Raw genomic sequence first — 23,299 nt, 5'->3', positions numbered from 1 at the left:
AAATGTCACTTTGACTGTTCTCCAGTATTACCCAACATTGCTTTAACGATAACTCAGCAAGGAGTTCCTGCCCTTACAGATAACTCAGAGTAGGCTGAAAGTATCGTGTTAGATATGCCAAGAAGAGAGCATGAAAGGTTAGCAATCGTCACTTTAGAATTAGGATATGCAACGATCGCCCCAGCCCATAGTTAAAGATCTCGTTTTGATCGGGGGTGGACACAGCCACGCGATCGCCCAATCCTCCCTATGCGATTGACTTACAACAGGGCTGTTAGTCAGAATCTGAGCCATCCAACAGATCAATCAAGGGTTTGAGATCAAGATACATCGTGCGGTAGGGGGTGGACGGTGGCAAGGCTTCTTCGATGTTGGCAAAACGAAACCCAAACTTTTCGTAAAAGCCAGAAGCATCGTAAGGCGGTGTCAAATCCGCGTCATATAGGGCATCCACTGTCCTAAACCTGACCCCGATCGTAGGTGCGATCTCACTCGCTACGTATTCGATCGCCCACTCTACTAACCGACGACCGACACCCTTTGCCCGTCGATCAGCCGCAAGCAAACCAATTTTGATGGCTGGAAACATTTGATATTGAACGCCTTCGTCAATCAGAATCGGTTGGTCAATCTCCAGTTTGTCAGCAATGAGAGTGATGTAACCAGCTAAAGAATCTTCGCATCGCAGAATCCAACATTGACTGATCCGGGCGTTAATTTCCCGCTGGATACGCCCTTGTCGCCAATAGGTAACAAATTCTCCTCGCGAACAACGAAATCCTTGACCCAACCTAGCCAGTGTAGGAGTGACGCGCTCGACTGGAATCTCGGAGAAGTCAACACTTGTAAACTTACTACTTGGCGGCATTTGCAGACTTTCGACGGCGACGTTCTGCGATCCGTTGCATCAGAGCAAGGGCGGTTTCATTCGCAATGTAGCCACCACTTTGAATGGCTTGAGCCAGTTTCTCAGCTTCACTGCCAGAGACAGGCTTTGATACGGTGTGGAGAGGGTATTTCATGTTTCTATTCTAGCAAGGCTCTGTTGTTCAGTCACTCCGGTAGAAGTTCCTCTAGTAACCCGAAGATACCTATGACGATCGGACTGTTGATCCGATCGATACTAGTAACTGGTGCGAGTCTTCTTTACCAGCAGCTTTCGACAGTCCGCTCGATCGTATGTTTAGATCGCCGCTACTCAACTTGCTTGAGTTTCTCTCTGAGGATGGCTTCTACTTCGCGCTCAGGATCATCAAGGTCAAACGGATAAGGTTGCCGAGGAGCATTAGGATCTTGGCGGCTCATAATAATTTGCAGCGCTGCACGAAATGCTTCCTCGTCATTCCGATGTTCTGAAAGATAGCGCTTCAATTCAGGAGTGGTCAGTTGATCAAGATTTTGCATCATAGAACAAAGTTCCAAATTCCTTCTTCATCAATTATGAGCGCAATTTGATCAGTTGCTCCCGCCTGAACATAAAGCGTTTTTAGCTTTTGATCATAGCGAAAGATCTGAATTGGCTGGTACAAATTCGAGAGTAGCTGACAGACGAAAATTGCTGTATTGGACTGCTTCTGTGTCGGCAACCTGAAACTCCTAGAGACACACCAAAAACATCAAACAGACCAAACAGACTATCTCTAAACTCCTACCACTGACGTGACTTAATTTTAGGATCTAGCGAAGAACTTACATGCAGCACCTATACAAACAGCCCAAATGATAGCGATACTCGATATTAAGAGAATTAAATTCTGATTTAAAGCTGCGCTGGATGTTTGAATGTGAGCATACAAGAGGCAGCACGCAATCAGAGGTATTAAACACGCAAATCCGCCCACAGAAATCTTTAATTTCTTCGCCGATGATTTCTGTAACATGTCACTTACGCCTTCCCCAAGTAAAGCGACAGCTACGATAAGTAGCTCTCCCCTAGATGACACTGCTTGGACAAACCCATTAAAACCTGGCTCCAAATGTTTGCCTGTTAACAATGCACCGATATATACAAATAACATTGGTGTCAACGCAAACCCTACTGAGGTCAAACACCAGATAAGTAGAGTCATAGATATTCCGTTAGGCAGAAAATGTTTTTTCCTGGGAGGCATTGAAGATCTACTCTACTGTCTCATTTTTTACTAAGACTGATTATAGCTGTTATTTCTGGCACTAGATAAATGCCCTAACAAAAGCGACCGCCCCACGTTCAACTCTATTAATAGTGCAACAACTTTCTACAAGTTGCTTGAACTTACCTTGATTTTGAAAGCCAAAAGGCTGTCCACGATCGCTCCGAAATTACCCATGCTTCGTGCGCCAAGAAAAGAGCATGAAAAGTTCACGATCGTCACTCTAAAATTGAGACATGAAACGATCGCCCCAGCCCATAGTTAAAGATCTCGTTTTGATCGGGGGTGGACACAGCCACGCGATCGTACTCCGAATGTTTGGGATGCACCCATTGCCCGGAGTGCGGCTAACGCTGATCACCGAAGCCTCCGACACGCCTTATTCGGGAATGCTGCCGGGGCACATTGCTGGGTTTTATGACCATGAGGACTGTCATATCAATCTGCGATCGCTCTGTCAATTTGCTCAAGCTCAGATTTTCATCGATACCGCGATCGGACTGGATTTAGAGAACAATCGAGTCTTGTGTGCAAACCGTCCGCCAGTTGCGTTTGATTGGGTATCGATCGACATTGGCAGTACGCCGAAAATGCCGATCGTCACAGGCGCAGCAGAACACAGCATTGCCGCAAAACCTGTTCAACATTTGTTGTCGTGGTGGAATCGCTTCACCGATTCTCTCAAGCAAACCCCTGAGAAACCATTAGCTCTCAGCATTGTGGGAGGTGGAACGGGTGGTGTTGAGTTAGCCCTCAACATGCAGCATCGCTTGCACGACATTTTGCAAAAGGCTGGACAGTCGAAAGATCTTTTGACGCTGCATCTCTTCCACAGTGGGGCTGAACTGATGCCCAAACATAATGCTTGGGTACGCCATCACTTTTATAACCTACTGACTCAGCGAGGAATTCATCTGCACTTGTCTGAGAAGATTTGTGAAATTAACCAAGGGACGATCGTCAGCAAGTCTGGCTTAGAAATTCCTTGTGATGCGACGGTTTGGGTCACGCAAGCATCGGCTCCTGATTGGTTAAGCAAAGCCGGATTAGCGGTCGATGAGCAAGGATTCATTCTCGTCAACAATGAGTTGCAGTCCATTTCTCACCCGCAGGTGTTTGCGGCGGGAGACATTGCCACAATGGTCAATTATGCTCGTCCCAAAGCGGGAGTTTTTGCAGTCCGGCAGGGCAAGCCACTCTTCAAGAATTTGCAAAACATCGTTCTCGATAAACCGTTGCAGCCTTACCATCCGCAGAAAAATTATCTCAGCTTAATTGGCACCGGAGACGAGTCTGCCGTCGCATCTTATGGGAAAGTGGGCTGGAATTCTGCACTTTTATGGCGCATTAAAGATCGTATCGATCGCACATTCATGCGACGTTTCCACGAGCTTCCATCAATGGCAACAGAAGATACCGAGAACGCTAGTAAAGATCCGAGTCAGCCGTTGATGCGATGTTTGGGATGTGGTGCCAAAGTTGGGGGCAATACACTAGAACGATCGCTCAAACGCATCCAGCAAGACCAGCCGATCGCTCAATCTCAAGATATTCTCATCGGCTTAGACGCGCCCGATGATGCAGCCGTTGTGCAAGTTCCGATCGGGAAAGTGTTGGTGCAAACGATCGACTATTTCCCCGCACTGTTGAGTGACCCTTTTTTGTTTGGTCAAATCAGTACTCATCACAGTTTGAGCGATGTGTTTGCAATGGGAGCAACCGCGCAGAGTGCATTGGCGATCGCGACGATTCCCTACGCTACAGAAGCCAAACAAGAAGAAACTCTCTATCAGCTACTCTCTGGGTCAGTCAGAGCACTTCAGCAAGCAGGTGCCGTCTTAATCGGAGGCCACACGGTTGAGGGTGCAGACTTAGCCTTTGGCTTGTCGTGTAATGGCTTCGCCGATCCGACTCGGCTGCTTCGCAAAGGTGGAATGCAACCGGGACAGGTGCTAATTTTGACGAAAGCGATCGGCACCGGAACGCTGTTTGCAGCCGAAATGCGGCGACAGGCAAAAGCGAGTTGGATCGATGGCGCGATCGCCTCAATGCTGATCTCTAATCAACAAGCTGCTGTCTGTTTTCTGACTCATGGCGCAACTGCTTGCACCGATATTACAGGCTTCGGCTTACTCGGCCATTTGGTTGAAATGACTCGTGCATCAGGTCTGTCAGTTCAACTTGATCTCTCTGCACTACCGATTTTAGAAGGCGCACGACAGACAGTTCGACAGGAAATTTTTAGTTCTCTCTATCCTCAAAACTTGCGATCGAGTCAAGCGATCGCGAACGTTGATGAAGCTAACAATCATCGTGACTATCCACTGTTGTTTGACCCGCAAACGTCGGGCGGTTTGTTAGCGAGTGTTGATGCCAATCGAGCAAATGCGTGTTTAACAGCACTTCAAGCTGCCGGGTATGTGGAGGCAGCCATAGTCGGTTATGTATTGTTAAAAAGTGCCTCTGACTTGCCCGTTGTTCTCTGTCAAAGTGTAAGTTGAGAACGGCTCAAATCAGCGGCGGCAGATGAACTCGAACTCAGTGCGAACGACTCTCGACCGTCCGATGCATTTGAATGGTTAGGCTGACATATAATGTACGAAGCTATTGGAGTTACTTAGAAACCTTTTTTGTGTAGAGGATTTGGCAAATCTCGTCAACAGTTGAGAAAAACGCATCTCCCATGAATCTGAGACTCGCGATCGCACGCTGACCAGCTTCTTCATTACCTGCTCCACAGGCATCAGTAACTACAACAGGGATATAGCCAAGATCAGCCGCATGGCGAACTGTTGGCTCAATGCCGATTTCGGTTGCCACGCCCACAATAATAACAGTTTGGATACCACAATCACGCAGAGCAATATCCAAAGGAGTACTCTCAAAGGCCGACATTGTGATCTTGTCGAAAACTGCTTCAGAGGAAAGCGGCATCATCTCTGGAATGAGTTGAAAACTGGGTGAGTCACGAAGAAACCAGGGTTTAACATCATTAACTGAGGTAGCTTTTTGCCATGCCTTTGCCGTCCTGAGTTGGAATACACCTGATAGCTCATTTGGCAGCGACATGTGGCGCATAAAAAATATACGTAAATCAACTTCTCTTGCTGCTTGAAGAACCTTTACAACCTGTGACTTGATCTCAGATCCATTGCTTAATTGGCTAAAAATACCTACCTGCATATCGTAGACGACTAAAGCCGTTCGATTAAGTTCGCAGGTTTCTTCCAAGTTTTCAGGAATTTCTAATCCAAATGCCTTCTCCATCTGTTTCTCCCTTGAGCTTACCTTTAGATAGTATCAGGTCAACTGTTATATGGCATTCTGCTGGGTCCGGTCAGCCTAACAACCATTTACTCAACCACTCGCTCTGCAATTCTGAGTTTTGCCGATCGCGCTCTAGGGTTCTCGTCTAACTCATCTTCTTGAGCAATGATCGGTTTTTTGGTTAACACTCGCAGCAACGGCGACTCTTTTAATCGGTGTTTGACAATCCGATCTTCTAAACTGTGAAAGCTAATCATCGCAATTCTCCCGTCTGGTTTGAGCCACTGTGGAGCCTGATTGACAAACGTTTCTAAAACGGTGAGTTCTTGATTGACCGCGATGCGAAGTGCTTGAAACACGCGAGTTGCAGGGTGAATTCGTCCGTAGCGATATTGACGAGGCACCGAATGCGCGATCGTTTCTGCTAATTCGGTTGTGGACTGAAAGGGTCGCCGCTCTACAATTCGTCGGGCAATTCTTCGTGAGAGCCGCTCTTCGCCATAGGTGTAGAAAATATTGGCAAGTTTAGTTTCATCCCAGTGATTAATGATCTCGGCGGCGGTGAGCGATTGCCCGCGATCCATTCGCATATCTAATGGTGCTTCATGGCGAAAACTAAACCCTCGATCGGCAATATCAAACTGAGCAGAACTTACGCCTAAATCTGCCAAAATGCCGTCAAACCTCGTCTCTCCTGGATCGAAATTGGCAAAATTAGTTTGCTGGAATTCGACTCGATCGCCAAATTCTGCTAGTTTTTGGGTTGCCGCTGCGATCGCCTGATCATCCTGATCGATTGCAGTGACACGCACCCCGTCTGCTGCCGCTAAGATCAGTGCTGTATGTCCACCCCCGCCAACCGTTGCATCTAAATAGTGACCGTGAGGACGAATCGCTAAACCCTCGATGACTTCGCGATGCAGCACTGGAATGTGTAAAAACTCAGGCGCGATCGCCAAATCAGAATCATCCGATACAGAAGTCATAGTTTTAGCCACCCAAACACATCACCCACCGTTAACTTTAGATCCTTCACTGTTGATCTTGCCTGTCTTTCCCATCTTAGAAGCATCGGTTTGGTTCAACATCGACTTCGCTCTATTGATTTTCTGCAAAAACTTCATTGTCAGCTAAATCTATTCCAGTCAACGTTTACAGCCAGCCATCTCTATAATTAAGAAGGCGCAACAAAAGCGAGCAACGATATACATTCAGCTAATTAAACGCTTTCGACTCAACTGCTGCCAGTCGCCTATTATGATCCGAGACTGAAGCAGGGCTATTCCAAAATCTGTAAGGGAGAGGCTGAACATCTATGGCAATGCTCGAAACCAAAACCGAACCCATGGTTCTCAACATGGGGCCGCACCATCCCTCAATGCACGGAGTGATGCGGCTGATCGTCACCCTCGACGGGGAGAACGTGATCGACTGCGAACCCGTGATCGGCTACTTGCACCGAGGCATGGAAAAAATTGCCGAAAACCGCACTAACATTATGTTTGTGCCCTACGTGAGTCGATGGGACTACGCCGCAGGCATGTTTAACGAAGCGGTGACAGTTAACGCGCCAGAAAAGCTAGCCGGAATCACGGTTCCTAAGCGGGCTAGTCACATCCGCGTCATCATGTTAGAGCTAAATCGCATCGCTAATCATCTACTGTGGCTTGGGCCATTCATGGCAGACGTGGGAGCGCAAACCCCGTTCTTTTATATCTTCCGCGAACGCGAACTGATTTATGACCTGTGGGAAGCGGCTTGTGGATATCGCATGGTTAACCATAACTATTTTCGCATTGGCGGCGTTGCGGCTGACCTCCCCTATGGCTGGATTGACAAGTGCGAAGACTTCTGTGATTATTTCATGCCCAAAGTGGATGAATATGAGCGGCTGATCACCGACAATCCGATCTTCCGCAAGCGGGTCGAGGCAGTCGGCACTGTTACACGCGATGAAGCGATTAACTGGGGTCTGTCTGGGCCGATGTTGCGCGCATCAGGCGTTAACTGGGACTTGCGAAAAGTTGACCACTACGAATGCTACGACGATTTTGACTGGGATGTGCAGTGGGAGACGGCAGGAGACTGCTTTGCCCGTTACATCGTGCGAATTCGGGAGATGCGCGAGTCGGTCAAGATTATCAGACAAGCGATCGCGGCTCTACCCGGCGGCCCGTTTGAGAATTTAGAAGCGAAGCGAATGGCAGAAGGGCCAAAATCTGAGTGGAATAGCTTTGACTATCAGTTCATCGGCAAGAAAATTGCACCGACATTCAAGATTCCCAAAGGCGAACACTACGTCAGAGTTGAGAGCGGGAAGGGCGAGTTAGGCATCTTTATTATGGGCGACGACAACCCATTTCCCTGGCGCTGGAAGATTCGGGCGGCTGACTTTAACAACGTGCAAATTTTGCCCCACTTGCTAAAAGGCATGAAGGTGGCAGATATTGTCACCATTTTAGGAAGCATCGATATCATTATGGGATCGGTCGATCGCTAACAAAATGTCTTGAAAGTCTCTTGATCTTGGAGGGATGTACTTTGGTGCATCCCTATTTTTTGTCTCAAAACGTTGAACGAATCGTTAAGGGAGTGATGGAATTCGTCATAGCTCTCAGTGATATCAACCACTGTCTAAACCCTGTGTTTCGTCAAGCTCCGTAAAACCACTGACTTTTTTACTTGTTCTTTATAGATTATAAAATCAGATTTAAACACCATATGTTGAGCCTTTAGACGTTTTATTTCAATCTGCGACACAATGGTTAAAAAGACGCAATGGTTAAAAAGAACGAAATTCATAAACTTGAGTCGTTTTAGGGTAGTATAAAGTGTTAGTAAAGTTAAGAGCGCTGAAAATGCTTTGTCGTCCGTAAGTTCTCAGTGCTTGAAAGGTGCCTCTATAAAATTCTTTCTGACTTGCATAATGTGCATCATGACTGGTGCAAACGTACGCTTCTTAATTAAGTCAGGATACTTAATATCTAACTAAATCTAAGTTCATGGGCTATGCCTTTTGAGCTTTTAAGGTCGGAAGTTGCGAGAGTTTCGATCGTGCCCAAAGCCCACAGCATTCTTCACTAGGCAAAGCAGTTTGTAGTGCAAAAGTCTGGAGATACAACCACTAAAAGTTTGCTTGAGCTAAGGGTTGACAATCTCAAAATTAACCGCTATCACTAGTAGAAAGCAAAGAGCAGTAACGCTACATCTAGCATCTGACCCGGCACGTCCTGAACCGCTCCCCTAAAGTTTGTCAACTCCATCCATTTCGTCAACTATTACTCCTCACCCCAATAGAACTATGAATTATCAAGAGCAATTGACTCCCTGGGCTGTCTATCAAACCCTGCCCGATCTTCAACGTCAGTTAGTTATTCGCTTCCGTCGCCGCACCGATGCCGATTGTTATATAAAGGTGCTGAAGCAAACCCGACCCCAGACTGATTTTATGATCGCTTTTGAAACGGTTAAGAAGGAAGTCATTCCTGCTGCGATCGCTTAACTCAACTCTAACGAGCCAGATGTTAGGGTTTAGAGGTCAGACAGAGGCTAATTTTTACTGTGAACGATTTACCCGATCGCACATCTGACCTTTCTAGTTTGATTACTCAGCAGATTCTCCACAGTTCCGAATGTCGGATTTCATTTGCTGAGTATATGGAGATGGCGCTTTACCATCCACACTATGGCTACTATGCTGCAAATCGCGGAAAAATTGGGGCGCACGGTGACTTTCTCACCTCGCCCCATTTAGCGGTTGATTTTGGTGAGTTATTGGCTAAACAGTTTGCAGAGATGTGGCAAATTTTGGGTCAGCCTCAGTCATTCACCTTAGTTGAAATAGGAGCCGGACAAGGACTATTAGCCGCAGATGTTTTGAGCGGTTTGCAACGTCATCATCCTGATTGTTTCGCTTGTCTAGACTATGTGATTGTTGAGAAAGCCGCCGCTTTGATGGCAGAGCAGCAGCAACGATTAAAGTCGTGGCAAGCAAAGGTGAAGATTGAGTGGCGATCGCTAGACGAAATTCCTGCTCATTCGATCACAGGTTGCGTCTTCTCAAATGAATTGATTGATGCTTTTCCGGTGCATCTGGTGACATTGACCGATCGCAAACTCCAAGAGATTTACGTCACTGCACAGCCGAACGGATTTGCGGAGGTGATTGATGAACCCTCGACTTCGAGGTTGACTGACTATTTTGATCTAAACGGAATTGATTTATTCTCGCCTAATTACCCAGATGGCTATCGGACTGAGGTCAACTTAGCGGCATTAGATTGGCTGAGTTTAGTCTGCGATCGTATCCAGCGTGGCTATATTTTAACGATCGATTATGGTTACACCGCGACTCGCTATTATAATCCCAGACGATCGCAGGGAACGTTGCAGTGTTACTACCAGCATAGCCATCACAACAATCCTTATATCAATGTGGGTCAACAAGATATCACGGCTCACGTTGACTTCACCGCACTAGAGGGGCAGGGCGATCGCTGTGGCTTAAAAACTTTAGGATTTACCCAGCAAGGGTTATTTTTAATGGCGTTGGGGTTGAGCGATCGACTGACGGCGCTCAGTCAAATTGACGCTAAAAATGCTCAAGACATTCAGAATGCAATTCTTCGTCGTGACGCGCTTCACCAACTGATGAACCCAATGGGACTCGGCAACTTCGGCGTTTTGATTCAAAGCAAAGGTTTGACAAAACAAGAAACCGAGCGACCTTTGATTGGGTTAAGGGAATTTTAATCTGATCGTAGGGACACGACATGTCGTGTCCTAATTGGGTCACGGGGACACGGCATGGCATGTCCCTACGGTTAATACGTGAGTTCGACGAGTTTTTTCGCTTCGTTCTCAGCGGCTTCTGCCCCCTAAATCCCCCAAATTGGGGGATTTAGGGGGCTTCCCGAATTCACACTGCCTTCAGCTCAGCAAAGATGTTCGGAGTGAACCACTTCTATCGAACTCATGTGGTTAATGGTCAGACGAACTATCGAGAACTCATCACCTCTAGGCGCACTGGGGCAATGCCACTTTGGATGACTCCCAAAACACGGGCGGCTCCTGTTGAAAGGTCAATCACACGATTGCCCGAAAAAGGGCCACGATCGTTGATTCGCACAATCACCGATCGTCCGTTATCTAGATTCGTGACTTGCACTTGTGTCCCAAATGGCAGAGAGCGATGAGCCGCCGTCATCGCATTTTGATTGAAAGTCTCACCACTCGCACTCGCGTTGCCATCAAATCCAGGGCCATACCAAGATGCCCAACCATTAATGCGAAGCTTAATCGGGCCTAGAGAAATCTGCTGTCCTCCATTGTTTGGCTTGTTAGGCACTCCTTTGAGCGGTGCGGCATCTCCGATCAGACGACGAAGCCGATTGGTAACTTGCAGCGCATCTTGCTCAGGGTTTTTGGTGGTGTCGGGCAAAATCGTATCGGCATCAACTGCCACGATCGTCGTCTTGTTAGCCTCGATGATGTAGCGATCGCCTTTTCCGTTGGGGGCTTGCTTCCATCTGACGGTGATGCCTTTTGCATCGACCCCTTGGCGATAGAGTTGGTTGAGTTTGGCAGCGATCGCGGTGGCTCTTGTGACCGGATCAGACTGCGAAGTTTGGGTAGAATTCTGACGCTGATCTGAAGAAGGTGCTGCTGCTGCACTCACAGAACCAGACTTGAGTTTGGCGATTTGAGAAGATTCATCAGTCTGCGTTGCTCCCATTTTTACGCCGTTAGAGGAGGCTGACTGTGAACCGACAAAGGTTAGAACCGGGATGTTGCGAACATAGAGCGTTGCGGCTTTGCGTCCAGCGCGCTCGTGGGTTTGAATCTTGGCGATCGAGTCCTCTGAGGACGGGGTTTGGCTCTGTTGCTCACCGACTTTGACAACATCGCCTATCGGCGAATGCGGGCGCGGTGGAGAATTTTGATCGGCTTCAGAAGCTTGACTCACCGCTGGGGATGATTCGGCGTTACTGCGTTGGTTGAGACCTAACAAGGTAGTGATCAACAGGGTTGCAGTCAGACCGCTAATAAGTTTTTGATTCATATCTCCGTGTGTGAAGGACATTTGCCATCGAGCCTGAGTTCGGTAAGCAGATTGCAAATTTGCAAGAGGCTTTTAGTTAACTCGTACTCGTTCCGTTTTTTACTCCCAGTTACAGAACTGCAACAGACTACCATGAAGTTTTTGCCCAGGGGATCAGGGTGCTATCAGTATGCAAAGAAACTTCATGTTACCTTCACACTGCGTGTTTGACTTCAAAGCCTTATCCTGCGATGGTTCTAGAAAAGTTTTAAGATTTGCTGCGATTAGGAACTTTACTAAAACTTCACACTAGCTTCACAGTGTTTGTAGGGTATGCTGAAGTCTTGTGTCTGCACAGCCAGAAAAACTCAGTGATTTTGCGTGGGTCAAAATTGCAGCACTCAGCATTGGTGACGGATACAGAGGTGTTCATTTCATGGATTATCGAGAGGCTGGGGTTGACGTTGAAGCAGGGCGGGCATTTGTCGATCGCATCGGCAGCATGATTAAACGCACCTATCGCCCCGAAGTGTTGGGCGGCATTGGTGGCTTTAGCGGATTGTTTCAACTGCCGACAGGCTATCAAGAACCCGTTTTGGTATCGGGCACCGATGGCGTGGGCACTAAGCTCAAACTCGCTCACACCTTAAATTGTCACGATACGGTTGGCGTTGATCTCGTTGCCATGTGCGTCAACGATGTGCTGACCTGTGGAGCAGAGCCACTGTTCTTTTTAGATTATTTAGCAACCGGGCATCTGCAACCCGAACAACTGGCAGAGGTCGTGTTAGGCATTGTGCAAGGGTGTGAGTTGGCAGGATGTGCGCTGCTAGGTGGAGAAACGGCTGAGATGCCAGGGTTTTATCAGGCAGATGAATATGATTTAGCAGGTTTCTGCGTCGGTATTGTCGAAAAAAGTCTGATTTTAGACGGCTCTCAAGTGCAAATTGGAGATGTAGCGATCGGGCTTCCGAGCAGCGGCGTACACAGCAATGGTTTTAGTTTGGTTCGCAAAATTGTCAGCGATCGTGGATTTGAGTGGAGCGATCGTCCCAAAATTCTGGCTGGAAAAAGTCTCGGTGAAGTTCTACTGACTCCGACTCACATTTACGTTAAGCCGATTTTGGCGGCGCTCAAACATCAGATTCCCATTCATGGCATGGCGCACATTACGGGGGGCGGGCTGCCAGAAAATTTGCCTCGCTGTTTGCAAAAAGACCAAACAGTTGAAGTGAATCCAAATAGTTGGGACGTTTTACCCATCTTTAATTGGTTAGCCACTCAAGGAAACGTTAGCCCGATCGATATGTTGAATACGTTTAATATGGGAATTGGGTTTGTGGTGATTGTGCCGCCCGATCGTGCAGCAGAAACCCTAGAATTTTTTGCGTCTCAAACAATTAAAGCATCCACGATCGGCACGGTGATTCCCGGTGCTGGACAGTTAGTTGGTTTACCTGCGTAAAATTGTGACCAAAACCCGCAAACAATTTGGTCAACATTGGCTCCGCAGCGAAAAGGCATTGGCTAAAATTGTCAGTTCGGCAGAGTTATCAAAGTCCGATCGAGTCCTAGAAATTGGGCCAGGTACAGGCGTTTTGACACGGCAATTATTAGCCCAAGCTGAAGCCGTTGTCGCCGTTGAAATCGATCGAGATTTGTGTCAACTTCTCGCTAAAAAACTGGGTCAAGTCAAAAATTTTCTGCTGCTGCAAGGAGATTTTTTATCGATTGACTTTGACGAACTTCTAGAACCTGCACCTGCCTTTCAAAATCCTAAAAAAGTTGTCGCCAATATTCCCTACAACATTACTGGGCCGATTTTAGAAAAATTGCTGGGCACGATCGCAAGTCCCAATCCCAATCCCTTTAACTCGATCGTGCTACTGGTGCAAAAAGAAGTGGCACTGCGGCTGTGTGCCAATCCTAGCTCGACCCATTTTGGTGCGTTGTCAGTGCGGGTTCAATATCTAGCAGATTGTCAGTTTGTTTGTGATGTCCCAGCTAAAGCCTTTCAGCCACCGCCAAAAGTAGATTCGGCGGTGATTTGTCTGCGGCCGCGTCTGGTTGAAAACCCGGCTCACAATCCGCGACAAATGGAGACGCTGATTAGACTTGGTTTCTCTAGCAAGCGCAAAATGCTGCGAAACAATTTGAAGAGTTTGATCGAAGGCGATCGACTGACCCAGATTCTGGAACAATTAGAAGTCAACCCTCAAGCTCGTGCCGAAGATCTCAGCGTCGCCAATTGGGTCGCACTCAGCAACACCGTAGAAGTCGTGGGCAATGGCTCACCCACCCTGACCCCAGAACCCTGACCCCCAACTTTTTATGCGCTCCTATTCTCTCGTTGCTCCAGCAAAAATTAATCTCTATCTGCAAATTGTGGGCGATCGTCCCGATGGGTTCCATGAGTTGGTGATGGTGCTGCAAAGCATCGAGTTAGCCGATTTAGTGACCGTGCGCCCGATCGGGGCAGAGACGATTCAGGTTCGGTGCAACCATCCCGATGTGCCTCAAGATCAAACAAACCTGGCTTACAAAGCCGCCGATTTGATGGTGCGGCAGTTTCCAGACTATTTTGCCAAGTTTGGGGGAGTCGAAATTAATATTCAGAAGCGCATCCCTCTGGGCGCAGGGTTAGCAGGTGGCTCTAGCAATGCGGCGGCGGTGCTGGTCGGTCTAGATCTAATGTGGAATTTAGGACTCACCCACTCCGAACTGCAAGAGTTGGGTGCAACGCTAGGGTCAGACATTCCGTTTTGCATCTCAGGCGGCACCTCGCTGGCGACCGGGCGGGGAGAACAACTAGACGGTTTGCCCGATCTTCACGATATATATGTGGTGCTGGCCAAATATCGCGATTTGCCAGTTTCGACTCCCTGGGCCTATAAAACCTACCGACAGCAGTTTGGTGACACCTATCCAAAAAGTGTGAGTGAGATAGAGACTCGAAAACAGCAGTCTAGAGGAATGATGGCAGCGATCGCCCAGCAAAATCTCGCTCAAATTGGTAAACTACTCCACAATGATCTTGAGCGCGTCGTGTTGCCCGAATATCTGCAAGTGCAGCAGCTCCGCGATCGCTTTCAAAGTTTAGGGGTGTTGGGCACGATGATGTCTGGTTCTGGCTCTACGGTTTTTGGGCTAGTCGAGTCTCAAGCCCACGCCGAGCAAGTTAGAGAGCAGATGAAAGGGGCGATCGCTGACCCCAATCTAGATCTCTGGGTTACGAGGTTTTGTCCGTCTGGAGTTCGGTTAGCAACCAGTTAATGAAATATGCCTGAATCTTCGTCTGAATCTTCTCAATCCAAGACTCGATCTAACGCAATGCCCAGCCCTCTCCAGTGCGTCTTGGGTTCGCTCGTCGCGGGTGGAATTGCGTTGGTTTTATACAACATGACTCAATCGATCGCCCTCGCTTTCGCTAACAGACCTTTGCAATATCACAACGTCACCACCATCAATATTGCCGTTGCAGTCAGAACATTGGTGGTTGGGTTAAGCGCCTTGGGCACCGGAATTTTTGGGTTAGCTGCCGTCGGGCTATTTGGCTTAGGCATTCAGGTTTTGATTGGGCAAGTAAAGCAGCGATCGACGGTAGACTGATCTAAGGGTTCGCAGATCCAGAAAGATTTTAGAATTGCCCTCTAGCTTTTCCACAGAACATTCAAAGTTTTCCACAGATCAACTGATCCAGCAGAATCGGTTTTTCTGCTCTGTGGAAAACTTTTTGCCTGTGAAGGGCTTTTCTTAATTTACGCGCTCAAACCCTGATTCTCTCGTGATGTTTGAGATGAACCGCTCCATACTTTATCACCTTTTAGCAAAGACGGTTTAAATTTTCCTCAAAAGAGAAATCTAGCTCAAAAGTTGATTGATTATGGCTGAGAACTATGTATGTACTGGTTTCTAGCAAAACGAGGTAGCCCGATCGCCCAGGGCGTGGATTAGCAATTCAATTTTTATATAAATTAGAGTTTTCCACAGCCTACGATCGTAATTCTAGATTTCAAATTGCCAACGCGCTTACCGCTTGATGCCTCAATATTAGAGAATTATAGATAGTCCGTCTCAATCTCCTTGAGCAGATTCGTTTCGTAATTCAAAATCTCGAAGAATTTTTTATGACATATCTCTGGTTCAAAGCATTTCACCTTGTGGGAATTGTCGCCTGGTTTGCAGGAATGTTTTATCTACCTCGACTGTTTGTTTATCACGCAGAAGCTGACGAACAATCAGAGCCAGCGCGCACCATTCTCAAAAATCAATACCAGATCATGGAGAAGCGCCTTTATAGCATCATCATGACTCCTGCAATGTTGTTGACGGTTGTCATGGCGATCGGGCTGGTCACCACCGAACCAGACGTGCTCAAAGAACCCTGGCTGCACGCCAAACTTGCCTGCGTTGCAGTTTTGCTGGTTTATCACCACTACTGCAAAATTATCATGAAGCGACTCGCTGCCGACGAATGCAAAATGACTGGGCAACAGTTTCGCTGGTTTAACGAGTTGCCGACTGTGTTTTTTGTGATTGTCGTGATGTTGGCAGTGTTTAAGAACAATTTACCCACTAGCGCCACCGCCTGGGGAATCTTTGCCATGATCGTGGCAATGGCGGCGATCATTCAGCTTTATGCTAAAAAGCGCAGACTGGCAAAAGAGAAAGAGCTGGCAGAAGCCACCGTTGCAACAAAATCGACTTCAGAAGTGGGCGCTTAGGATTGTAAATTAACGTGAATTCGATGAAGCTTTTCGCTACGGTTGCAAATCCGGGCTGTCCCCTAAATCTCCCAATTTTGGGGGACTTTGAATCTCAATTCTGGGCTTGAAGTCCCCCAAAATTGGCAGGACTGGTTTGTTGAAAAAAGAATGATGTTGAAGCCCTTATGAATTGGTTGCCTCTGTACATAATGTTCAAAGCGATCAAGGGAGAAATAGGGAGTCTAGCTTTTTTCTCTTACTAATAAACCAGCCCTGCCTTCAGGGCCGGGGATCAATTTGTGGCTGACATTTCCCACTGCTTCAACCGCAGGCCTACCCCGCTTGGCAAGCACACCCATCACCGCATTGGCGATCGTCGCATTGTTGCGCGCATTAAAGGAAGACTGTTGCTCGATCGGAGGGGCTTCAAAGCTGGCTAATTCGTCTGGAACTGCCTTCATTTGAGCATCAGGTGTAGATGCCGCGTCTGCGGTTTCAGTCAAAAGCGGGCTGCCAAGGGCAATCGCGGCGGCTCCTGCTCCGGTGACTTTCTTCTCGATAGTTCTGGAGTCATTTGTTCGTTAAAGAGTGGGCGATCGTGACGCAATTTAAGCGAGGCATCGAGCGATTTCTGCGGTGTGTTGATCTCGTTGCCTACGATCGCCGTATTCTTGCGTTATTCGTTTGTCAAATTTCTAAAACGAAGATCACGAGAAGGATTCAGCGCTGTGGATACAACAGCGATAACAGGTTGAAGAACGGCACTCAAGCCGCTTGTAGCTACGAACATTTGAGGCTAATCTTAAAAAGATCAGCGTCACCTCTCCTCTAGCCTGAGTTAGGGCTGTGGAACCAATAAAGTATTTCCAAGAGACTATTCTTCTGTTAAAAACAATTGATTGATTTAGATCTTGCACCTGTGTCATCTGGGCGATAAGAACCTGTTGTTCATGGCATTCTCCCGCCCGAACTTCAGTTCAGGGCGGGTCAACGGACTGACTAAAAATGCTGCAAGCTTTCAGTTAACCTTGACCGATCGCGCCGTCAAGGAGTCGCTTGCTTGAGTACTTTTTCAACCTGCTTAGGGGCGCGCATTTCTAAAAATAAACGTATTGCCCGATCGAAACTCTCTCGACTTTTGCCTATCTCTTGCATGGCTTGATAAGTTAACCCTAACTGAAAATAAGCGTCTGCTAGATCACATTTTGCGCCCATTCTATCGAGAAGCTCGATCGCTTCTATGTGTCGAGTGAGGGCAGTTTTAAATGATTTTTGCTGACGATCTATTTCCGCAAATCCGTTGAGGGTTTTGGCTTTAATTTGGGTATAGTGTCCGGCTTCGGCAAAGGTGAGCGCTTGACGATATAAAGCGATCGCTCGGTCAAAATTGCCTAAGTTGAGGTAGGTTTGACCGAGAATTTGCATGAAATAAGCAAATCTTACAGACTGCTCGACTAATGGGGCTGAAAGCGTGTGATGAATATCATCGGCTAAACTCAGCGCGTCTGCTCGCTGCCCCAAATAAGAATAGACAAGTGCCAAACAAACAGACGCTTTTTCTGCCCAACGATGATGCTCGGTGTTTTGCGCGGATCGGATCACTTGCTGAAATAAACAAGCCGCTGCTTCGAGTTCCCATAAATCGATTTTATAGAGACCCATGCTCAACTGTGAGTCTACGGCTAACATGTTTAGATAATAAAACTGGCGCTTTGTTTCGGCTGTGAATGTGAGTACTTTAATCGCTTGATTGGCTAAAGAAATCGTCTTTTCTTGGCACTCGATCGCGTCATGAATATTGCCCGTGATCCATCGTAAGTCACCCAAAATATTATAGAGTTCACTTAAATTTTGATCGGACTGAATATTACAAATTATCTGGCTAATAGCAGCAAGAACAGGCTGCACTAATCCCATTCGATAGAGTGTGCTGCCCAGAGGTAAAAACTGCCGCCATTGATTATTTCTGCTCTTTAGAATGACAATGCCTGCTGACTCGAAATCGTCAATTTCAACATAGTGATAGTAAGCTTCTAAAGCGGTTAAAGCATCTTTTGTGGTCTCGATCGTTTCAACACGGGTCGTCCAAAATTCTGCGGCTTTCGCATTCACAATTTGCCACTCGTCACTCGTTCGCAACCGAGCGATCGCTTCAGCTCTAATCACGGGGTGCAACCAATATTCGTTGTGATGACACTCGATTAGAGAGCGATTTCGCAACGACGCGATCGTGGCTCGATGATCATCGGGGTGAACGTCCCACAGCAAACACTGCAACGCCTGCGCTGTCAGAGTCGGCACATCTTGATAGCGATAGCATCCCAACCGACAAAATAAGCGATAGGCTTGAGGGTCAAGGCTTTGCAGGCGGTTGACTTGATTTGCCACCAAATCCTTTAGATCGGTCGTCACCCACAAATCGCCGTGTGTTTCCTGCCAGTAGACAACCATATCGCCCCCTAGATCCTCCCAAATTGCCCCACAGAGGATGCCCATTGCCTTGGCGTTGCCTCCGTAGGCGCGGTGCATCTTTTCGATCGTTGGGGCATCGATCGCGATCTTTCGATGGGTGAAAAATTCGTTCCAGGCGCGTTGATCTAAGCCTGGAAGCCGATAGTGAGCGACGTTGAGACTTGACTCACACAAGCGATCGCGGCTCGTCACCAGCGTCACAGACTGCACTCTGGCATCTGCCAAGACGCGAAACAACTCAACATAGCTACGATGAAGAGCAATGAAACGACCTTGTTGATCGAGGGCAGGTTCTAGATTGTCAATCAGCACCCCGATTCGACGATCGTGCAGTTGTCGTTTCAGTCGTCCTAACGTCACCCCAAATTCGATGCCGGGTTCTTGATTAAAGTCTTGTTTGAGCCACTCTTCGACCACCCGTTCGGCTGAAGTGATAGTTTGGGTTTCTTTGGCCATCAACAGTTCTAAAACCAGGTCAAACCCTTGAGTTTGAAGATATTGCTGCGCTAGTGTGGTTTTGCCTAAACCGCCTTCGCCTTGAATCACAATCACCTTTGCGCCTTGGTTAATCAGCGCGTCGAGGTCAGCGATCGCACCAGTGCGTCCGACAAAGTGAGGCCTGAGGCTAGCCGATTTTTTGGCAGTCGGAGCGATTTGAAAATAACGAGATAGGGCGGTGCGACAGTTGCTTTTGGTGATTTTTTCGCCAAGCTGTTTTGAGAGAAATTGCCAGAGATCGGCGCTAACGTCTTTGACGTGTCCTTCGGTGCAGCCATAGTGGGCAGCGATTTCTAAATATTTGTGCCCCTGCCAAACCTTTTGCAAAACGGTTCTTTGCAGGTCGCTGAGGCGTTTTCCAGTGTTAGAAACAATTAGGGCATCCACCCAAGTTAAGACGGCTTCAGCATCCATCGATCGTGACACACCATAGATGCATTGAGTCTATCCTGTCGGCTTCCGACTTTTTCCGACTTTTTGAAATCCTTAAATTGCCGACTTCGCCCGACTGACAAACCCTTGGGTTTCTTTATAAGCTGTCAGCAGCTCAACAATTGCTTGATTTACACCGATTCAAATCATCAGATTTTCGATTCGCTAAAGGTGAAAATTCTATGATCAATGCGCCTAATTGTAGACTCGTCAACGCCGATTCATGCAGTGAGAATTCTAGAAATGAGAGTCACATTTATGATCGAATCAATCGGCTACTCGATCGCTATCTTTCGTTTGAACACCTTCATGAACGGTTGCGAGATCTGCCAGTGCAATTTGAGAATCCGCAACCGCGCCCCTGGAGTTTGATTGATTGGCATCTCGATCACCAGCAGATTGTGGGCATTGACCCAGACGTGTTTCTTTCGATTTTGGTGGGCGCGATCGATACCGAAGCGCCGATTCGTGCCTATACCGAGACGAGTCGGCGCTATTTAGAAACGCTGCATCCACCGCTTGCCCGCTTTGTGGGAGGCACGACTGATTCAGACGGTGTACTCTTAGAACCCGGATTATGGGAGAAAGAAGAACGCCAGCATACGCCTGCTTTGCTCAAAATTTATGGGCAGCTTGCGGGTGAAAAAGTTGCCCCAACGCCTCGTGCTGTCCGTCAATATGAGCCGTCGGGCGATCTTCGCACTGACCTCTATCGGCATGGGCTACGGGTGCGACCTCCATCCGATACATTGGAAAAAACCGATTACCTTTTGCTCCATAAGGGTTTTGAGTGCCTGTAAAATTGATCAATGGATAATCAAAAGGACTACTGTGAAATCGTTCAAAAACCTTATCAGCAGGAGGCTTGAGTCACTTTAGTATCAGGTAGAGGTCGCACCCTGGGCTACACCGCATCGCGACAGAATATGGAGCAACCTGTTTATATCTCTGGTTGATGGCACACTCTACCGGGTCGCTTCACGACATCCTGGCAGAATTGGCGCAAGACGAAATCAACCACATGACTAAATTTTGGGGGTTTGGGGTCTGGGCGTTTCCAGAATCTTCGGTGCGTCACATTTTTCTGACGCTGCTCAAAACTATGAAAGGGCAAGTCACTTATCGGGCTGAACGCAGCAGTTTGATTGGCACCTTACACCGGATGATGAACGTTCTGTCGTGGCGATCGTGGTCTTGGACAAACCGAGCCACCTTTTCGTTTACCTGCTTACGCACTTTGTGGCATCTCTGGCGCTGGAATCAGAGTCTAACGCCCGACTATTTGCAGAGTCTATTTGGGAAAAATCAAGCATGAGAAACCCGCCTGTTCACCTAGTCACGCATAAAATCCCCATGTCTTCTAATCTTTTTTCAACGCTTCCGTCTGATTTAGACCCCGATCGCTTGCCTCGCCACGTCGCTGTAATTATGGATGGCAATGGTCGATGGGCAACTCAACAAGCACTGCCCCGCATTGTTGGGCATCGTCACGGCGCTAAGACGCTCAAAGACCTGGTGCGGTGCTGCCAAGACTGGGGAATTGAAGCGCTGACCGCCTATGCGTTTTCGACCGAAAATTGGAGCCGCCCGATCGAGGAAGTCAACTTTTTGATGCTGTTGTTTGAGCGGCTGCTGCGTCGAGAATTGGCAGAAATGCAGCGCGAGCAAGTGCGAGTCTCATTCTTTGGAGATTTATTGACATTGCCAAACATCTTACAACGCGAAATACACACTGCGATGATTGCGACTGAGAATAATCAGGGCGTTCGACTTAACATTGCAGTCAACTACGGCAGCCGGACTGAAATAACGCAAGTGTGTCGCCAAATTGCAGCGCAAGTAGAACGGGGAGAACTTCGATCAGACGCGATTAGTGAACAACTGATCACTAACGCTCTCGACACATCAAAGATGCCTGATCCTGATCTGTTGATTCGTACGAGTGGCGAGATTCGCTTGAGTAATTTCTTACTCTGGCAGCTTGCTTACACAGAACTGTATTTCACCGATGTTTTGTGGCCAGATTTCAATCGAGTCGCCTTTCATCAAGCATTGTTGGAGTATCAACGGCGCGATCGGCGCTTTGGTCGAGTTACCGCCGCATCTGCTTAAAGCGATGGCTACGAGGTGAATCGAAACTTTCCGATAATGGATTGAAAGTCCCAGCGAATTTGATCGGCTGGATAGTCATAAAGAACGGTGAGCACCATGATCGTCTGGCGATCGCGACTCGGAAACACCACGTTATCTGCACACACTTTGTCACACCACGGGTAAGAAATCGCGGGCTGCCCTGCAAAGCTATAGCTTCTAGGAGTATCTTGGCGATTGCTGAAGTTAGACTCCGCCGTCTGTTGGCTCACCCATTCCAGAGCAGAAAGTCTATTAGGATTGCTAAACGCTGCAATCACAATGCTTCCAGTCTGATCTTTCGTTGTTGGCTGAAGCCGTATGCCGCGACTTTCTTCGGTGGCATCTAAGCGATAGCTAGGCGGATAGTCAATTTTGAACTTAAAACGCTGGCTTTGATAGGTTTGATAACCGTCTTGATTGGTCTGGGCGACCTGTGGGGAAGCAGTGACAGCGCGTGCGATCGCCGCCACATTATGAGACAAGAAGCTCAATACAATTAACGCTCCGGTCAAAAAACTGACTCGTTTAATTTGCGAAATAGTGTGTGTCATGAGAGTCATTCAAACAACAGGTTAAGAAATATGATCTTAAAAGACTGATAATTATCAAATGAGGCTATTTAAATAGTATCGATAATCTCAAAGCGATCGTCAATTTTCTGTCTCAGACTAAGCAACTCCCCAAATTTTAACCGTTTGATCTTCACTGCCACTGACTAGTAAAGGGCGATCGTGACTCACTGCGACTGCTGTCACTAAACTGGAATGCCCTTGCAATAAGCAGACTTCTCGTGCGGCGTGTAAATCCCAAATTTTGATGGTTTTGCGGCTACCGCTAATTAAGTGTCTGCCTTCGTTTACGGTCACGGACGCGATCGTTCTCGGCTGTTTTTGAGCAGGAGTCACTGGCTGCTCAGTTCTGAGACTCCAGGATTTTATAAGCTGTTGTTTGGTTCTAATCGTGAAACTGTCTTCGTCAGGGTCGATAGAAATCGCAAACACGATCGCCCAGACATTCACACTAAACAGTTCCTCTTGTGCCTGCAAATCCCAGACTTTAACTACGCCATCTCGACTGGCGCTGATGACAATCTCTTGATCAGGACGGTAGACAAAACGCCGCGTGGCGATGGCGATCGCGGTGACTCCTGCGGCGTGTCCTGCCAAGGTTGCTAGACATTCAAACAGCGCATAGGGGCTATAGTCGTCTAACGCCTTTTTTGCCTTGAGTTCACACCGCTTTTGCAGCAGCAAATACGCCACTTTTTGCACCACAAGCGACGAGTCTTGCAGCCCTTGAATCAACAGATCCAACCCGACACTGGCGCTCCCTGCTTCTCGAAGTGCAGCGATGCGCTGGTCTATGAGATCACTGGCAAACCGTCGTTTGATTCCATCTAGCCCGCCTAGCACAACACTTCCCGACGGGGCTGTCACCTGACCACCCAGCACCGCGTCATCTCTTTTGGGTTGATTTAAAGGACTGATCACACCGCCTATTCTACTGTTTGCAGCCCACAGAATCGTCAGCAGTCGGAGCCGCCAATTTTTCATATACTAGCTTGGCAACAAATGATCTGGCATCTGAACCGCCCTCGCCCTAAACCTCTCCCCAAAGAG

23 protein-coding genes are annotated in these 23,299 nt (G+C 47.8%); 12 read left to right on the top strand and 11 right to left on the bottom strand.

From position 1 onward, the window contains the following. Positions 1–274 precede the first annotated feature (274 nt). The 4 genes from BRW63_RS01930 to BRW63_RS29855 all read right to left on the bottom strand — a co-directional run bounded on the left by BRW63_RS01930 (position 275) and on the right by BRW63_RS29855 (position 1,586). On the bottom strand, positions 275–868 hold the full coding sequence (locus BRW63_RS01930; protein ID WP_073069201.1) for a GNAT family N-acetyltransferase: 594 nt from the start codon (positions 866–868) through the stop codon (positions 275–277). Beyond that, positions 855–1,022 (bottom strand): hypothetical protein, encoded by a 168-nt coding sequence (locus tag BRW63_RS28030; protein ID WP_181314311.1) that lies wholly within the window; start codon positions 1,020–1,022, stop codon positions 855–857. Before BRW63_RS28030 ends, BRW63_RS01930 begins: the two co-directional genes overlap by 14 nt. Before the next feature lie 172 nt (positions 1,023–1,194). Next, a complete protein-coding gene (locus BRW63_RS01925; protein WP_073069200.1) occupies positions 1,195–1,407 on the bottom strand; it encodes a DUF6887 family protein in 213 nt (70 codons plus the stop codon). After that, positions 1,404–1,586 carry a DUF6888 family protein gene (locus tag BRW63_RS29855; protein ID WP_073069199.1) on the bottom strand — a complete coding sequence of 61 codons (183 nt, stop codon included), beginning with the start codon at positions 1,584–1,586 and terminating at the stop codon, positions 1,404–1,406. Before BRW63_RS29855 ends, BRW63_RS01925 begins: the two co-directional genes overlap by 4 nt. 782 nt (positions 1,587–2,368) lie before the next feature. Here BRW63_RS29855 and selD point away from each other — a divergent pair. Continuing rightward, on the top strand, positions 2,369–4,633 hold the full coding sequence (selD, locus tag BRW63_RS01910; protein WP_073069197.1) for a selenide, water dikinase SelD: 2,265 nt from the start codon (positions 2,369–2,371) through the stop codon (positions 4,631–4,633). A 112-nt stretch (positions 4,634–4,745) separates the two neighbouring features. On the opposite strand, the gene BRW63_RS01905 is transcribed toward selD, so the two are convergent. Together BRW63_RS01905 and rsmH are read right to left on the bottom strand one after the other, a co-directional pair. Continuing rightward, positions 4,746–5,399 (bottom strand): cysteine hydrolase family protein, encoded by a 654-nt coding sequence (locus BRW63_RS01905; RefSeq protein ID WP_073069196.1) that lies wholly within the window; start codon positions 5,397–5,399, stop codon positions 4,746–4,748. A gap of 86 nt (positions 5,400–5,485) precedes the next feature. Continuing rightward, on the bottom strand, positions 5,486–6,385 hold the full coding sequence (gene rsmH, locus BRW63_RS01900; RefSeq protein WP_073069195.1) for a 16S rRNA (cytosine(1402)-N(4))-methyltransferase RsmH: 900 nt from the start codon (positions 6,383–6,385) through the stop codon (positions 5,486–5,488). A gap of 329 nt (positions 6,386–6,714) precedes the next feature. Between rsmH and BRW63_RS01895 the strand changes: the two genes are divergently transcribed. The 3 genes from BRW63_RS01895 (at position 6,715) to BRW63_RS01885 (ending at position 10,151) form a co-directional block, all read left to right on the top strand. Next, a complete protein-coding gene (locus tag BRW63_RS01895; RefSeq protein ID WP_073069194.1) occupies positions 6,715–7,899 on the top strand; it encodes an NAD(P)H-quinone oxidoreductase subunit H in 1,185 nt (394 codons plus the stop codon). An 801-nt stretch (positions 7,900–8,700) separates the two neighbouring features. After that, entirely contained in the window at positions 8,701–8,901 is a 201-nt protein-coding gene (locus BRW63_RS01890; protein WP_073069193.1) for a hypothetical protein, read from the top strand. A 59-nt stretch (positions 8,902–8,960) separates the two neighbouring features. Further along, the gene (locus tag BRW63_RS01885; RefSeq protein ID WP_223257266.1) at positions 8,961–10,151 is read left to right on the top strand and encodes a class I SAM-dependent methyltransferase; all 1,191 of its coding nucleotides are present in this window, start codon (positions 8,961–8,963) and stop codon (positions 10,149–10,151) included. A gap of 244 nt (positions 10,152–10,395) precedes the next feature. On the opposite strand, the gene BRW63_RS01880 is transcribed toward BRW63_RS01885, so the two are convergent. Then, complete coding sequence (locus BRW63_RS01880; protein ID WP_073069191.1) at positions 10,396–11,460, bottom strand: septal ring lytic transglycosylase RlpA family protein; 1,065 nt, start codon at positions 11,458–11,460, stop codon at positions 10,396–10,398. A 325-nt stretch (positions 11,461–11,785) separates the two neighbouring features. Between BRW63_RS01880 and purM the strand changes: the two genes are divergently transcribed. The 5 genes from purM to hemJ all read left to right on the top strand — a co-directional run bounded on the left by purM (position 11,786) and on the right by hemJ (position 16,163). Then, positions 11,786–12,904, top strand: a complete 1,119-nt coding sequence (gene purM / locus BRW63_RS01875; protein WP_317615779.1) for a phosphoribosylformylglycinamidine cyclo-ligase — start codon at positions 11,786–11,788, stop codon at positions 12,902–12,904. 4 nt (positions 12,905–12,908) lie between these two features. Next, a complete protein-coding gene (gene rsmA, locus BRW63_RS01870; RefSeq protein ID WP_073069303.1) occupies positions 12,909–13,757 on the top strand; it encodes a 16S rRNA (adenine(1518)-N(6)/adenine(1519)-N(6))-dimethyltransferase RsmA in 849 nt (282 codons plus the stop codon). A gap of 13 nt (positions 13,758–13,770) precedes the next feature. Next, entirely contained in the window at positions 13,771–14,712 is a 942-nt protein-coding gene (gene ispE / locus BRW63_RS01865; RefSeq protein WP_073069190.1) for a 4-(cytidine 5'-diphospho)-2-C-methyl-D-erythritol kinase, read from the top strand. A gap of 57 nt (positions 14,713–14,769) precedes the next feature. Beyond that, a complete protein-coding gene (locus BRW63_RS01860; protein ID WP_223257265.1) occupies positions 14,770–15,048 on the top strand; it encodes a DUF3082 domain-containing protein in 279 nt (92 codons plus the stop codon). 518 nt (positions 15,049–15,566) lie between these two features. Next, positions 15,567–16,163 (top strand): protoporphyrinogen oxidase HemJ, encoded by a 597-nt coding sequence (gene hemJ / locus BRW63_RS01855; RefSeq protein WP_073069188.1) that lies wholly within the window; start codon positions 15,567–15,569, stop codon positions 16,161–16,163. A 224-nt stretch (positions 16,164–16,387) separates the two neighbouring features. Here hemJ and BRW63_RS01850 read toward each other — a convergent pair whose 3' ends face one another. Both BRW63_RS01850 and BRW63_RS01845 read right to left on the bottom strand, forming a co-directional pair. Beyond that, on the bottom strand, positions 16,388–16,648 hold the full coding sequence (locus BRW63_RS01850) for a hypothetical protein (protein ID WP_143161986.1): 261 nt from the start codon (positions 16,646–16,648) through the stop codon (positions 16,388–16,390). Between the two features lie 541 nt (positions 16,649–17,189). Further along, a complete protein-coding gene (locus BRW63_RS01845) occupies positions 17,190–19,541 on the bottom strand; it encodes a tetratricopeptide repeat protein (RefSeq protein WP_223257264.1) in 2,352 nt (783 codons plus the stop codon). Between the two features lie 188 nt (positions 19,542–19,729). Between BRW63_RS01845 and BRW63_RS01840 the strand changes: the two genes are divergently transcribed. The 3 genes from BRW63_RS01840 to BRW63_RS01830 all read left to right on the top strand — a co-directional run bounded on the left by BRW63_RS01840 (position 19,730) and on the right by BRW63_RS01830 (position 21,659). Further along, complete coding sequence (locus BRW63_RS01840) at positions 19,730–20,347, top strand: hypothetical protein (protein ID WP_073069185.1); 618 nt, start codon at positions 19,730–19,732, stop codon at positions 20,345–20,347. Between the two features lie 155 nt (positions 20,348–20,502). Further along, positions 20,503–20,862 (top strand): hypothetical protein, encoded by a 360-nt coding sequence (locus tag BRW63_RS01835; RefSeq protein WP_073069184.1) that lies wholly within the window; start codon positions 20,503–20,505, stop codon positions 20,860–20,862. A gap of 38 nt (positions 20,863–20,900) precedes the next feature. Next, positions 20,901–21,659 carry an isoprenyl transferase gene (locus BRW63_RS01830; RefSeq protein ID WP_073069301.1) on the top strand — a complete coding sequence of 253 codons (759 nt, stop codon included), beginning with the start codon at positions 20,901–20,903 and terminating at the stop codon, positions 21,657–21,659. An 8-nt stretch (positions 21,660–21,667) separates the two neighbouring features. On the opposite strand, the gene BRW63_RS01825 is transcribed toward BRW63_RS01830, so the two are convergent. Continuing rightward, positions 21,668–22,231, bottom strand: a complete 564-nt coding sequence (locus tag BRW63_RS01825) for a hypothetical protein (RefSeq protein WP_073069183.1) — start codon at positions 22,229–22,231, stop codon at positions 21,668–21,670. 117 nt (positions 22,232–22,348) lie between these two features. After that, positions 22,349–23,233, bottom strand: a complete 885-nt coding sequence (locus BRW63_RS01820) for a WD40 repeat domain-containing protein (RefSeq protein WP_073069182.1) — start codon at positions 23,231–23,233, stop codon at positions 22,349–22,351. Between the last annotated feature and the right edge of the window lie 66 nt (positions 23,234–23,299).

The sequence above is a fragment of the Phormidesmis priestleyi ULC007 genome, assembly GCF_001895925.1.
Lineage (GTDB): Bacteria > Cyanobacteriota > Cyanobacteriia > Leptolyngbyales > Leptolyngbyaceae > Phormidesmis_A > Phormidesmis_A priestleyi_A.
Note: the sequence above shows the minus strand (reverse complement) of the source record. Positions and strands in the feature narration are given on the sequence as shown.